11 protein-coding genes are annotated in these 14,110 nt (G+C 73.9%); 1 reads left to right on the top strand and 10 read right to left on the bottom strand.

Annotated features, from left to right (window positions below; translation table 11 throughout):
- Positions 1-38: 38 nt before the first annotated feature.
- On the top strand, positions 39-1,331 hold the full coding sequence (locus tag B100_RS0105780) for a ricin-type beta-trefoil lectin domain protein (protein WP_051489936.1): 1,293 nt from the start codon (positions 39-41) through the stop codon (positions 1,329-1,331).
- A gap of 11 nt (positions 1,332-1,342) precedes the next feature.
- On the opposite strand, the gene B100_RS0105775 is transcribed toward B100_RS0105780, so the two are convergent.
- From B100_RS0105775 to B100_RS0105730, 10 genes are all read right to left on the bottom strand, one after another.
- Entirely contained in the window at positions 1,343-3,064 is a 1,722-nt protein-coding gene (locus B100_RS0105775) for a hypothetical protein (protein ID WP_024883493.1), read from the bottom strand.
- A gap of 79 nt (positions 3,065-3,143) precedes the next feature.
- Positions 3,144-4,511 carry a VWA domain-containing protein gene (locus B100_RS0105770; RefSeq protein WP_024883492.1) on the bottom strand — a complete coding sequence of 456 codons (1,368 nt, stop codon included), beginning with the start codon at positions 4,509-4,511 and terminating at the stop codon, positions 3,144-3,146.
- Positions 4,508-5,365, bottom strand: coding sequence for an AAA family ATPase (locus tag B100_RS0105765; RefSeq protein ID WP_024883491.1), 858 nt, complete (start codon positions 5,363-5,365; stop codon positions 4,508-4,510). Before B100_RS0105765 ends, B100_RS0105770 begins: the two co-directional genes overlap by 4 nt.
- 89 nt (positions 5,366-5,454) lie before the next feature.
- Entirely contained in the window at positions 5,455-6,771 is a 1,317-nt protein-coding gene (locus B100_RS0105760) for an FtsX-like permease family protein (RefSeq protein ID WP_024883490.1), read from the bottom strand.
- Between the two features lie 3 nt (positions 6,772-6,774).
- Complete coding sequence (locus tag B100_RS0105755; RefSeq protein WP_037722463.1) at positions 6,775-7,566, bottom strand: ABC transporter ATP-binding protein; 792 nt, start codon at positions 7,564-7,566, stop codon at positions 6,775-6,777.
- Between the two features lie 117 nt (positions 7,567-7,683).
- Complete coding sequence (locus tag B100_RS0105750) at positions 7,684-8,316, bottom strand: LUD domain-containing protein (protein WP_024883488.1); 633 nt, start codon at positions 8,314-8,316, stop codon at positions 7,684-7,686.
- Positions 8,313-9,791, bottom strand: coding sequence for a LutB/LldF family L-lactate oxidation iron-sulfur protein (locus B100_RS0105745; RefSeq protein ID WP_024883487.1), 1,479 nt, complete (start codon positions 9,789-9,791; stop codon positions 8,313-8,315). Before B100_RS0105745 ends, B100_RS0105750 begins: the two co-directional genes overlap by 4 nt.
- Entirely contained in the window at positions 9,788-10,543 is a 756-nt protein-coding gene (locus B100_RS0105740; RefSeq protein ID WP_024883486.1) for a (Fe-S)-binding protein, read from the bottom strand. The genes B100_RS0105745 and B100_RS0105740 overlap by 4 nt, the downstream gene beginning before the upstream one ends.
- A 74-nt stretch (positions 10,544-10,617) precedes the next feature.
- On the bottom strand, positions 10,618-12,066 hold the full coding sequence (locus B100_RS0105735; protein ID WP_024883485.1) for a rhamnulokinase: 1,449 nt from the start codon (positions 12,064-12,066) through the stop codon (positions 10,618-10,620).
- Positions 12,063-14,099 (bottom strand): bifunctional rhamnulose-1-phosphate aldolase/short-chain dehydrogenase, encoded by a 2,037-nt coding sequence (locus tag B100_RS0105730; protein ID WP_024883484.1) that lies wholly within the window; start codon positions 14,097-14,099, stop codon positions 12,063-12,065. Before B100_RS0105730 ends, B100_RS0105735 begins: the two co-directional genes overlap by 4 nt.
- Positions 14,100-14,110: the final 11 nt, after the last annotated feature.

Raw genomic sequence — 14,110 nt, 5'->3', positions numbered from 1 at the left:
GTTGTGACGGTTGCCCGCTCTGCGTGGAGGAGTTGCCGATGCCGGGTTCGCGCGCGACACACCGCTTACCGGTCCGGACGTGGGCGCGAGCCGTGTGCGCCCTGGCGGCGGCGTGGGCCGCGGTCGTCGCCGCACCGGCCGTCCCCGCCTCCGCGCAGCCGCAGTCCGTGGACGCCGACGCGGGGACGGACTATGTGGCGCTGGGCAGTTCGTTCGCCGCGGGACCGGGCATCCCGCCCCTCCAGTCCAGCGACGGAGCCTCCGACTGCGCCCGGTCGGCCAACAACTACCCCGGCATCGTGGCCCGTTCCATCGGCGCCGACCTGACGGACGTGTCGTGCAGCGGGGCGACCACCTGGCACGTGCTGCGGGACCGGCAGGGCACCCGCCCGCCGCAGATCCGGGCCGTGACCCCGGGCACCCGCCTGGTCACGATCACGATCGGCGGCAACGACGTCAACTACCTCGGCAGCATCAACGCCTACTCCTGCCAGGCGAGCGGCGGCACCACCTGCCCGACGGTGAACCGCGACGCCATCGAGCGGACCTTCCCCGAACTGCCCGGCCGCATCGCGGACATCGTGCAGGCGGTCCGTGCCGCCGCGCCCGAGGCCCGCGTCCACCTGGTCACCTACTTCACCCTGTTGCCGGACTCCGGGGGGTGTGCCGACGCGCCGCTGACCGCCGAACAGGCGGCGTACGAACGGAGCATCGCCGCGCGCCTGGCGGCCGCCACCGCCGACGCGGCAGCCGCGACGGGAGCGACCCTGGTCGACCTGGCCGGGGCGAGCCGCGGCCACGACGCGTGCTCCGCGAGCCCGTGGGTGGAGTCCTACCGCCCGGCCGCGGGCCGCTCCACCTACCACCCCAACGAGGCGGGGATGAGCGCGGCGGCCGCGCTGGTGCGGTCCGCCCTGGCGTCCGACGGCCTGACCCGTACGGCCACCTTCCGCTCGGCCGTCCCCGGCAAGTGCGTCGACGTCCGCGCCTCCAACGCCGCCGACGGCACCCCCGTGCAGCTCTGGACCTGCAACGGCACGGCGGCCCAGCGGTGGACGTTCCTGCCCGGCCCGGGCGGCACGCTGAGCGCCCTGGGCCGCTGCCTCGACGTCAGCGGCGGCGGAACCGCCAACGGCACCAAGGTCCAGCTCTGGCAGTGCAACGGCACCGGAGCCCAGCGCTGGGTCACCGGCCCCGACTCGTCCCTGATCAACCCCCAGTCGGGCCGCTGCCTGGACGACCCGGCCGCAAGCACCGAGGACGGCACCCAGCTCCAGATCTACGACTGCAACGCCACCGACGCCCAGCGCTGGACGCCGACGGCGGCCTGACCGCACCGCCCTCAGCCGGAGTTGTACCCCCAGCGTGCCTGGCCGTCCCTGCCCATGAAGCACTTGGCAGGACGGCCGTCCGCGGTCGTCGCCGTGGCACCCACAGGTGAGCAGAACTGACCGAAGCCGATGCCGGCTTGGCCGCCCCCGCCGGACCCCGACCCACCGGAGGTGCCCCCGCTCGAGGTGCTTCCTCCGGTGGACCCTCCGCCACTCGTCGAGCTCGTGCCGTCGGAACCGCCGCTGTTCCCACCCGTCGAACTTCCGCCCGAGCCGCCGCCGTACGAGGGCTTCGGTTTCGGCTTGGGCTTCGGCTTGGGCTCGGGGGCGGGCGTCGGCGTGGGGCTGGGTTTCGCGCAGGGCTCGCCGGGCCTGACCAGCCACAGACGGACGAAGGCGTTCGTGGTCGTCTCCGAGTCGGCCTCCGGGTCCTGTCGGCACACCGGCCAGTCGTCCAGGTCCCGTTCTCCGTCGAGGAGACGCCCACCCGTGTGCGCGTGCAGGGCGAGCACGTTACGGGCACCGAGACCGTCGAGCGTGTCCGAGGCTTCACCGAACGGCGTTCCGACGAGATCGGGCATCACGATCCGGCCGGGGCCGTGCAGCCGCTCCGGGCACTCCTCGCGCTCGGGGACCGCGTACAGGGTCAGCGTCCGGGAGGCAGGACGTACGGTCTCGCCGGAGGTGGGAAGCTGGAAGCAGACCTGCCAGCCCATGTCGCCGGGCGCGACGGTCCGCAGGGCCGAGGTGGCGTCGGACGCGGCAACCGTCGCCCAGCCTGCCGCGCGAGCGCGTGCTGTAGCTGTGGTGAGCGCGGTGCCCCCGTAGTCCGGTACCAGGATCTCCGTGCTGGTCCGTGCGTCCTGGGCCGCGCCTGCCTCTCCGTCGGCCCCGGTCGCGCTGCCTATGACGCCGGCTGCGACCGGGACCGCGAGCAACGTCGTCAGAACGGGATGTCTGCGTGCCCAGGTGAGCATCCGCCTTCGGCGCCCCGGCCGCAGCGGGGAGCCGGCGGGCACCATGCCGCCGGCCGCCTCGAGGAGGGCGCCCTTCGGGTCGGTCTTCGAGCCCCACAGCTTGTGCGGCCGTCCGTCGACGAGGATCTCGACGGAATCGAGGAACCCCGATGCCCGGCGCAGGATGTGCACAGGCCCTGGAACCCGAGTGGCCCGAGGAGACACGAGGCTGTGCAGCAGGATGAGCCCGCTGTCCGTGAGGACGGCGCGGCCCCAGCCGTCGTGGTAGACGGCCCGCACCTTCTCGCCCGGTCGCAGTGCCGTTGCCAGCACGCCCTTGTGGCTGTCCGGAACGCTGTCGCTCCCGTCGGCGGCCGCCGGGGCGACGGTCGGTTGGTGAGCCGGCGGGACGTCATCCGGCGCCGCGGCCCGGACGAGAAGGTCCCCGTTCTTGTCGACCTGCGACCCCCAGAGGGTGACGTACTGTCCGTACACCGACACGTCGACGTTGCGCCGTGCGCCGTAGGCCGGGCCTCGGATCTCCAGGGGCCGGGGCACACGGGTCACGGTGCTCCGGTTCAGCAGGATCAGCGCGTCCGCGGTCAGCGCGGCATGCCCCGGACCCTGGCGGTACAGGGCCAGTACGGTCTCCTTGGCGCCCAAGGCGCGCAACAGGGCTTCCGCCTCGATGACCGGGACCGGGGGGAACTGACGGACCGCGGCGGTCGCGGTCCGCGCGTCGGTGCGCAGCCGGCGCTGCGCGGGGGTGTCGGACATGGCGGGATGCTAGCCGATTGCCGGATTCCCTGAGTGTGGTGTCACGGCTGTGACCAGCACCGTTGTCGACAGGTCCTCCTCACACCGGCAGCAACCGCCCCACCAGCGCGTTCAGTTGCCGTACGTTCCTGCACTCCCGCATGTCCACCAGTTCCGCGTACGCCGGGGCGGCGGAGTCGCCGGTGCCCCACAGGGCGCGTTGTTCGGGGTTGAGCCAGTGGACGCGGCGGGCGCGGCGGGTCAGGTCGCGGACGGCCGGCAGGTTCGGGTCGGCCATGTTGGTGCGGGCGTCACCGAGCACGAACACCGTGGTGCGCGGGCCCACCGCGTCGCCGTACCGCTCGGTGAACTCGCCCAGGGCGGCGCCGTAGTCGCTGCTGCCGTGCCAGGCGGTGAGCTCGGCCTCCGCGCGGATGCGGGCGCCCAGGCCCTCCGGGTCGGCCGCGCCGTGCACCAGGAGGCGGGTCACCTCGTCGACCCGGTTGACGAAGGCGAACACCCGCACCCGGGAGAACTGGTCGTGCAGCGCCTGCACCAGCAGCATCGTGAAGTCGGAGAACCCGGCCACCGAGCCCGACACGTCGCACAGCAGCACCAGTTCGGGCCGGGCGGGCCGGCGCCGGCGCAGCACCGGACGTACGGGCACCCCGCCCGTCGACAGTGAGCCGCGCAGCGTCCGGCGCAGGTCGATGGTGCCGCGGGCGGCCCTGCGGCGCCGTGCGGCCATTCGCGTCGCCAGTTTGCGGGCCAGCGGCTGTACCGTGCGGCGCAGCTCGGCCAGCCGGTCCTTGCCCGCGAACAGGAAGTCGACCCGGTCGGCGGTCGGGGCGACCGCGCGGCGGGCGACCTGGTCGCGGCCCCGGCGTTCCGCGACCCGGCGCCGCGCCTCCGCGGTGACCAGCCGCCGGAACTCCTCGATGCGGCGACGGATCTCGTCCTCCAGCAGCCGGTCGGCGAAGCTCCCGGACCCGTCCCGTCCGCGCACCTCGTCGCGCACCCGGGCCAGCAGTGTCTGCGGGCGCAGCCGGTCCAGCGCCTGGTACGACGACCAGCCGTCCGAACCGGGTGCACTGCCGTACCCGCCGAAGCCGTCGACCGCCTCCACCGCGAGCCGGGCCATCGCCGCGGTGTCGTCGGCGGCGAGCGCCTCGGCCAGCCGGTCGCGCAGCGCGTCGCGGCCGGTGTCGCGGCCGGTCTCCGGCAGGCCCACCCCTCGCGGGAAGTACAGGTCGAAGACCGCGTCGAACACCGGGCGCGCGTCGGCGCCGTGCAGCAGGGTCGCCGCCAGGCCCTCGCGCAGCAGCTCCCGGTCGTCGAGGCCGAGCGCCTCCACCGCGCGCGCCGCGTCCACGGTCTCCCCGGTGCCGATCCGCAGGCCGTGCCCGCGCAGCACGTCGACCAGGCCGGTCAGCCTGGTCACCAGGTCCGTGTCCGCGGCGGTGCTCACAGCGCGTCCAGGCCGAGCTTGGCCGCCGCCTTCTGGATGTCGTCCTGGTGCTTGAGGACCACGCCCAGACTGTCCCGTACGACCGTCTCGTCGAGGGTGCTCGCGCCGAGCGCCAGCAGGGTGCGGGCCCAGTCGACGGTCTCGGCGACCGACGGCGCCTTGCGCAGGTCCATCGCGCGCAGCGCCCCCACCACCCGCACCACGGACTCCGCCAGCGCGGCGTCGATGTCCGGCACCTTCAGTCGGACGATCCGCCGCTCCAGCCCGGCGTCGGGGAACCCGATGTGCAGGAACAGGCAGCGCCGGCGCAGCGCCTCGGACAGCTCGCGGGTGGCGTTGGAGGTGAGGACGGTGAACGGCCGCCGGGTCGCTGCGACGGTGCCCAGCTCGGGGACCGTCACCTGGAAGTCGCCGAGCACTTCGAGGAGCAGCCCCTCGATCTCGACGTCCGCCTTGTCGGTCTCGTCGATCAGCAGCACCTTGGGGTCGTCGCCGCGGATCGCGGTGAGCAGCGGACGGGGGAGGAGGAACTCCTCACCGAAGATGTCCGTGCGGGCCTCGTCCCACGTCTCGCCCCTCCCCGCGCTGATCCGCAGCAGCTGCTTGGCGTGGTTCCACTCGTACAGCGCGCGTGACTCGTCCACGCCCTCGTAGCACTGGAGCCGGACCAGCCGGGCGTCGCAGGCGCGGGCGACGGCCTTGGCCAGCTCGGTCTTGCCCACCCCGGCGGGGCCCTCCACCAGCAGCGGCTTGCCGAGCCGGGCGGCGAGGAAGACGGTGGTGGCGACCGCCGGGGAGGCGAGATAGCCGGTCTCGGCGAGGCGCGCGGAGACGTCGTCGACGGAAGTGAACAACTGCGGCCTCCGGCTGGGCGCGGGAACGGCGGTGTCCGGGCACCCCGAGGATGCCCGGACACCTATCTAAGCGCTTGCTCACCGCTGTGTCACGCGGTCGCGCCCACCGCCCGCACCGCCGGGGTGCGCAGCACGCGCCGCGCCGTGAACAGGAGCGTGCCCAGCGTCGCCGTGGCACCGACCGAGGCGACAGCGATCCACACGCCCGTCAGCTGCCCCGGCAGCACCGCGTCGGTGCGGACCACGGTGAACGGCACGATCCCGGCCAGTGCCGCGAGGGTGCCGAACAGCAGCCCGACGACCGTCAGGACCAGCCCCTCGGCGCCCACCACGCCCAGCACCTGACCGGGCGTCGCCCCGGCGAGACGCTGCTGCCCGAACTCCCGGCTCCGGTAGGTGGTCGCCGCGTACAGCGCGTTGACCAGCATCACGCAGACGAACACCACGACGATGCCGACCACCGTGTAGTTGAGGGTCTCCAGGTTCCTGGCGTCGACGGACTTCACCAGGCCGGAGGCCGCCACCTCGTCGCTCTCCACCGCCTGCATGGTCAGCGTGGCCGTGGACACCGCCGTGAACAGGATCAGCGCCATCAGGGTCCCGGCCGGCTCGTCGGCCCGCTGCCGCAGGTTCCGCACCGCCAGCCAGCCGCTCGCCCCGCCCGGCGCCAGCCGGCCGAGCACGCCCGTCAGCAGCCGCGGCGCCATCAGCGCGCACCCCACCGACAGCAGGATCGCGCCCTGCGCCGGGAACGCCATCAGCGTGTCGTCCGTCGCGGAGAACGCGAACGTGGAGCACGCCGCGGCCCCGCCCGCCACCAGCGCCGCGTACGCGAAGAACGGCCGCCGCCGTCCCGCGCCCCGCGGGCGCCGCCCCCGCGTGACCCGGCGCAGCGCCAGCAGTGCCGCACCCGCCGAGGCGGCCAGGGTGATGCCGACGCCGGACGACAGCGCGACGGCACCGAAGGAATGATCCACCGACCCCGCCACCTGCCCGGTGTCCTGGAACACCTCCAGCAGCAGCCGCCCGCCCAGCACCGCCGGGAGCGTCGCCACCGCCGCGCCCACCAGGGCCACGGCCACCGCCTCGCCCACCACCATCCGCCGGAGCTGCCCGGGCGTCGCCCCCGAGCAGCGCAGCAGCTCCAGCTCGGCCGCCCGCTGCCGCACGTTCACCGTCAGCGCCGAGGCGACGGCGAAGAACACCAGCAGCGTCCCGTAACCGCCGACCACACCGGCGGCCGTGCGCAGAGTCTCCGAGCTCACCGGGTCCACGCCCGGCTGCCCGGCGGTGTCGTGCATCGAGTTGAACGTCATGACGATCGCCGCGCCCAGGAACGCGGACAGCAGCGTCGCGAGGAACCGTCCGGGCCGCTGCCGGACCGACCGCAGAGCCAGTACGAGCATCGCTCACACCCCCACGGACGTCTCGTCGCCGAGGTGCGCCAGCCGCTCCGCCACCGCGTCCGCCGTCGGCGCGTCCATCCGCCCGGCCAGCCTGCCGTCCGCGAGGAACAGCACACTGTCCGCCCAGGAGGCCGCGACCGGGTCGTGCGTCACCATCACCACGGTCCGCCCGTGCGCCCGCACCGCCTGCCGCAGCAGCTCCAGCACCTCCCGCGCGCTGCGCGTGTCCAGCGCGCCGGTCGGCTCGTCGGCGAAGATCACCCGCGGCTCGGTGACCAGGGCCCGCGCGATCGCCACCCGCTGCCGCTGACCGCCCGACAGCTGGCCGGGGCGGTGTCCGAGCCGGTCGCCGAGCCCTACGGCGGTGAGGATCTCCGTGGCCCGCCGCCGGTCCACCCGCCGGCCGGCCAGCTTCAGCGGCAACACGGTGTTCTGCGCGACGGTCAGCGTCTCCAGCAGGTTGTACTGCTGGAACACGAACCCCACCCGCCCGCGCCGGAACTTCGTCAGCTCCGTCTCGCCGGCACCCGTCAGCTCGGTCCCGTCGACCCGTACGATCCCGCTGTCCGGCCGCTCCAGGCCCGCCGCGCACTGCAGCAGCGTCGACTTGCCCGAGCCGGACGGCCCCATCACCGCCGTGAACGTGCCCCGCGCGAGGCCGAGTGTCACCCCGTCGAGGGCGGTCACGGCGCTGCCGTCCGCGCCGTACGACTTGGTGACCTTCACCAGGCGCAGCGCCTCTGCGGCGGGTTCCGTGCCGGGCGTGTGCCGTGCCCTGTCGCGCACCATCGTCATCTCCTCCGTCCGGCACGCCCTGTGCCCTGGTCACGACGCTACGGAGGAGGCGAGCGGTCCACACGGGGCGCAGGGCCCGTCCCGGGGGTGTACGCAGCGACACCCCCGGGAGGGGGGTCACCGGACCAGGACGACCTCCAGGGTGCGCGGCCCGTGCACGCCCTCGACCCGGTCGAGTTCGATGTCGCTGGTCGCCGAAGGGCCGGAGATCCAGGTCAACGGGCGGGTGGGGTCGAGGCGTTCCAGGGCCTGCGGGACGGACACGACCACCTGGTCCGGGACGCGGACCACGCAGATGTGGTGGTCGGGGACGAGGCTGATCCGGCGCCGGCCCTGGTCGGGGGAGCCGTCCAGCACGAGGGTGCCGGTCTCGGCGACGGCCACGGCGCAGGCGGTGACGACGCTGTCGACCCGGTCCAGTTCGTGCGGGGTGCTCGTCCCCTCGTCCGGCACCCGGGTCACCTCGGCCGCCGCGAGCCACCCCTCGTCCAGTCCGGGCGGCACGAGCACGGTCGACGCGCCCCGCGCCGCCAGCAGCCCGGCGAGGACTCCGGCCAGCGCGCCGGCTTCCGTGCGGTGCACGACGGCCCGGTAGTCCGCCAGGTTCTCCGCCAGCAGGTCCACCGTCTCCTCGGCGGTCCGCTCCCCGTGCTCGCGCAGGTAGCCGCGCTCGACCGGCGGGTCCTCACCGGGCGGTACGTCCGCCAGCGCGCGCCGCACCCGGCCCAGGATCCGCTCCCTGCTGTTCACGAGCCACCGCCCTTCCCGCCGTGCGTCCGCTGCCACCAGTCCCGGAACGGCTCCGCCGGCACGGGCGGCAGGTCCCGGGTCCCGCTCCACGCCCGGCCGGGCCCCGGCAGGGTGCGCGGATGCAGCCGACGCGTGTGCGAGGCGAGCCGCTGGCCGGTGCGCAGCACCCCGGGGCGGGTGAACGCCCAGCGGGCCGCGCGCATCGCCGCCCGCTCGGCGGCGTGCCCCTTCGCCGGCCGAAGCCGCACCTTGTTGCCCTCACGGACGGCCTCGCCGCCCTCCACCACCCGCTCCCGCAGATGCACCAGCACCTCGGGGATGTCGATGGCGACCGGGCACACCTCGTAGCAGGCCCCGCACAGCGACGAGGCGTACGGCAGGGACGCGTCGATCTCGCTGCCCGTGCCCCGCAGTTGAGGGCTGAGGATGGCGCCGATCGGGCCGGGGTACACCGAACCGTAGGCGTGGCCGCCGGCCCGCTCGTACACCGGGCAGACGTTCAGGCAGGCCGAACAGCGGATGCAGCGCAGCGCCTGCCGGCCGACCTCGTCGGCGAGGGTGTCGGTGCGGCCGTTGTCCAGCAGGACGAGGTGGAAGGTACGCGGACCGTCCCCGTCCGTCGTCCCGGTCCACATCGAGGTGTACGGGTTCATCCGCTCGGCCGTGGAGGAGCGGGGGAGGGTCTGCAGGAACACCTCCAGGTCCTGCCAGGTCGGCACGATCTTCTCGATGCCCACCACCGAGATCAGCGTCTCCGGCAGGGTGAGGCACATCCGCCCGTTGCCCTCGGACTCCACCACCACCAGCGTGCCGGTCTCGGCGACCATGAAGTTGGCGCCGGAGATGCCGACCTTGGCGCGCAGGAACTTCTCCCGCAGATGCAGCCGCGCCGCCTCGGCGAGATCGGCGGGCGTGTCCGTCAGCCCTTCCGGGGCGGGACGGCCCCACTCGCCCATCTCCCGGGTGAAGATCTCCCGGATCTCCCCGCGGTTGCGGTGGATCGCCGGAACGAGGATGTGCGACGGCCGGTCCCTGCCCAACTGCACGATCAGCTCGGCGAGATCGGTCTCGTATGCGCGGATCCCCTGCGCCTCCAGTGCCTCGTTCAGGGCGATCTCCTGCGTGGCCATCGACTTGACCTTGACGACCTCCGTCTCGCCGGTCGCCCTCACCAGCTCCGCGACGATCCGGTTGGCCTCGTCGGCGTCGGCGGCCCAGTGGACGGTGCCGCCCGCCGCCGTCACCGACTCCTCCAACTGCACCAGGTAGCGGTCGAGATGACGCAGCGTGCGGTCCTTGATCCGCTTCCCCGCCTGCCGCAGCCGCTCCCAGTCGTCCAGCTCCGCCACCGCCCGCGCCCGCTTGGCGCGGATCGTGTGCGTGGCGTGCCGCAGATTGCCGCGCAGGGTGCTGTCCCGCACGGCCTCCCGGGCCGCCGCGGGGAAAGCGGGCATACCGACGAACGTTCCGCTCATACGGCCGGCTCCTCCTCCGTGCTCGCCAGGATCTCCGCGATGTGCACCGGCCGCATACCGGTCCGCAGCCGCGTCATCGTGCCGCCGATGTGCATCAGACAGGAGTTGTCCGCCGCGCACAGCACCTCGGCGCCCGTCGACTCGGCGTTGCGCACCTTGTCGGCGCCCATCGCCGCCGACACGTCGGCGTTCTTCAGCGCGAAGGTGCCGCCGAACCCGCAGCACTCGTCCGCGCCCGGCAGCTCCACCAGCTCCAGCCCCTTCACCGCCCGCAGCAGCCGCAGCGGCCGCTCGCCCAGCCCCAGCGAGCGCAGCCCGTGACAGGTCGGGTGGTACGTCACCCGGTGCGGGTAGTACGCCCCGACGTCCGTCACCCCCAGCACGTCCACCAGGAACTCGGTCAGCTCGTACGTCTTCGGCACCACCGGCGCGAGCACCGTCGCGAGACCGTCCCCGCGCCCCTCGGACCGGGCCCGCTCACCCATCCGCGGGTACAGCTCCCGCACCATCGCCCCGCAGGACCCGGACGGCGTCACGATCGCCTCGTAGTCCCGGAAGACGTCGGCGAAGCGGCGGGCCATCGGCTCCGTCTCGTGCCGGTACCCGGTGTTGTAGTGGGCCTGGCCGCAACAGGTCTGCGCCATGGGGAAGTCGACGTCGACACCGAGCCGGGTCAGGAGCTTCACCACGGCGCGTCCGGTGTCCGGATAGAGCGTGTCGTTGACGCAGGTCAGGAACAGGGCGACGCGCATCGCGGCTCCTCGTCCGGTCGATCGGCGGGTGGGATGCAGGGTAGTGCGGGGCCGGCGGCACGGGGGAGACCCGGTCAGTCCCGGGCGAGCCGGGCGCGGGCGGCGGCCCACGGCCGGGTGCCGCCGCGCGGCTCGTACCGGGTCAGCGGCTGGGTGGCGGCCGACAGCCGCCGCATGCCGGGGAGGTCGCCGACCCGTCCGGCGGCGCGGGCCTGCACGAGGACGTTGCCGAGCGCCGCCGCCTCCGTCGGTCCGGCCACCACCGGCAGCCCGCAGGCGTCGGCGGTCAGCTGGCACAGCAGGGCGTTGCGGGTGCCGCCGCCCACCACGTGCACCACGTCCACCGTCCGTCCGGCGAGCCGCTGGGCGTCCTCGACGGCGGTGCGGTGGGCCAGGGCGAGCGAGTCGAGGATGCAGCGCACGGTCGCGGCGGGGGAGTCCGGCACCGGCTGAACCGTGGCGCGGCACGCCTCGGCGATCCGCTCCGGCATCCGCCCCGGCGCGAGGAACGCGGAGTCCCCGGCGTCCACCACCGCCCGCAGCGCCGGCACCTCGGCCGCCTCGCACAGCAGCGCGCCCAGGTCCGGCTCACCCCAGGCCCGCAGGCACTCCTGGAGCAGCCACAGCCCCATGATGTTGCGCAGGTAACGGACGGTGCCGTCCAGGCCCAGTTCGTTGGTGAAGTTGGCGGCCCGGCTCTCCTCGGTTAGCACCGGCTCGTCCAGCTCCAGCCCGGCCAGCGACCAGGTGCCGGTGCAGATGTACGCGAACCGCTCGCCGTCCGCCGGCACCGCGGCCACCGCCGACGCCGTGTCGTGGGAGGCGACCGCCGTCACCGGCACCGGCCCGCTCAGCCCGGTTTCCTCCAGCACCCCGGGCCGCAGCATCCCCGCCGGGTCGCCCGGCAGGCGCAGCGGCGGGAACAGTCCGAGGTCGATGCCCAGCCGCTTTGCCACCCCGTGCGCCCAGGTACGGGTGCGCGGGTCGATCAGCTGGGTCGTGGAGGCGTTGGTCAGCTCGGTGCCCTGCTCCCCGGTCAGCCAGTACGCCAGCAGGTCGGGCACCAGCAGCAGCCGCTCGGCCTGCGCGAACTGCCGCGTCCCCCGGGCCGCGACGAGCTGGTACAGCGTGTTGAACGGCGCGTACTGCAGCCCGGTCGCCGCGTACAGCTCCGAGGCCGGCACGGTCGCCCACACCTTCTCGGCGACCGTGTCCGTCCGGCCGTCGCGGTAGTGCACCGGGTTGCCGAGCAGCGCCCCGTCCGCGTCGAGCAGCCCGTGGTCGACGGCCCAGCCGTCGATGCCGACCGAATCGACGGCCCCGGCCGCCCGCAGCCCGTCCAGCACCCCGGCGTACAGCCCCAGCACGTCCCAGCGCAGCCCCTCCGGCACCCGCACCGGACGGTTCGGAAAACGGTGCGCCTCCATCAGCTCCAGGCTGCCGGGGCCCACCCGGCCGACCATGACGCGCCCGCTGGACGCACCGAGGTCGACCGCCGCGTACACCCCCACCCCGCCGCTCATCGGAGGAACGCGGCGGCGACACCGGCGTCGACCGGGACGTGCAGCCCGGTGGTGTGGGTGAGGTCACCGCCCGTCAGCGCGAACACCGCGTTCGCCACGTGCTCCGGCAGCACCTCGCGCTTCAGCAGCGTCCGCTGCGCGTAGAACTCACCCAGCTTCTCCTCCGGCACCCCGTACACGGCCGCCCGCCGAGCACCCCACCCGCCCGCGAAGATCCCCGAACCACGCACCACACCGTCGGGGTTGACGCCGTTGACCCGGATGCCGTGCTCACCCAGCTCCGCCGCCAGCAGCCGCACCTGGTGCGCCTGGTCGGCCTTGGTCGCCGAGTACGCGATGTTGTTCGGGCCGGCGAACACCGCGTTCTTGCTGGCGATGTACACGATGTCGCCGCCCAGTCGCTGGGCGGTCATCACCCGCGCCGCCTCCCGCGACACCAGGAACGAACCCCGGGCCATGACGGCGTGCTGGAGGTCCCAGTCCTTCGCGGACGTCTCCAGCAGGGGCTTGGAGAGGGAGATCCCGGCGTTGTTCACCACCAGGTCCACCCCGCCGAAGGCGAGCACGGCCTCCCGGAAGGCGGCGGTGATCTGCTCCTCGTCCGTCACGTCCACGGTCACCGCGACGGCCTTGTCGGGCCCGCTCAGCTCTTCCGCGACCTGAGCCGCGCTCTCCCCGTTCAGATCGGCCACGACGACACACGCGCCCTCGGCGGCCAGCCGCCGCGCGATGGCCTTCCCGATCCCGCTGCCCGCCCCGGTCACCAGTGCCACCCGGGTCGCCAGCGGCTTCGGCGGCGGCATCCGGCGCAGCTTGGCCTCCTCCAGCGCCCAGTACTCGATGCGGAACTTCTCCGACTCCTCGATCGGCGCGTACCTGGACACCGCCTCGGCCCCGCGCATCACGTTGATCGCGTTGCGGTAGAACTCCCCGGCCACCCGCGCCGTCTGCTTGTCCTTGCCGAAGCTGAACATGCCCACCCCTGGCACCAGCACGATCGCCGGGTCGGCGCCGCGCATCGCGGGGGAGCCGGGCTCCGCGTGCCGCTCGTAGTAGGCGGCGTACTCCTGCCGGTAGTCCGCGTGCAGCTCCTCCAGCCGCGTCACCGCCTCGTCGAGCGGCGCGGACGGCGGCAGATCCAGCACCAGCGGACGCACCTTGGTGCGCAGGAAGTGGTCCGGGCACGACGTCCCCAGCGCGGCGAGCCGCGGATGCCCGGCCCGCGCCAGGAAGTCCAGCACGGCGTCGGAGTCGTCGAAGTGCCCCACCTGCGGCCGGTCCTGCGAGGCGATCGCCCGCACGAACGGCGCCAGAGCCGCCGCCCGCTCCCGCCGCTCGTCCTCCGGCAACGCCCCGTACCCCTCGACCACCGGCCCGAACGGCTCCGGCCGGCCCCGCTCGGCGAGGAACCGCTCGGCGGTACGGATGATGTGCAGCGAGTTCCGCTCGCACTCCTCGGAGGTGTCGCCCCACGCGGTGATCCCGTGTCCGCCCAACACACAGCCGACGGCCCGGGGATTGGCGGCCTTCACGGCGGCGATGTCCAGCCCCAGCTGGAACCCGGGCCGCCGCCACGGCACCCACACCACGGTGTCGCCGAAGCACTCGGCGGTCAGCTTCTCCCCGTCGGCCGCACACGCCAGCGCGATGCCGGAGTCGGGGTGCAGATGGTCGACGTGGGCGGCGTCCACCAGCCCGTGCATCGCAGTGTCGATGGAGGGCGCGGCACCCCCCTTGCCGTGCAGGCAGTAGTCGAACGCGGACACCATCTCGTCCTCGCGCTCCACTCCCGGATACACGTCGACGAGCGCCCGCAGCCGGTCCAGCCGCAATACGGCCAGCCCGCCCTCGGTGAGCGTCCCGAGATCCCCACCGGACCCCTTGACCCACATCAGCTCCACATCGCCCCCGGTGACGGGATCGACCTCCCGCCCCTTGGCGGAGGCGTTCCCCCCGGCGTAGTTGGTGTTCCGGGGATCGCTCCCGAGCCGATGCGACCGGGCGAGAAGAGCAGCAACTTCACGGTGAACCATGACAACCAGTC

This window comes from Streptomyces sp. CNH189 (genome assembly GCF_000527195.1).
This window is presented reverse-complemented; position numbering and strand designations above follow the sequence as displayed.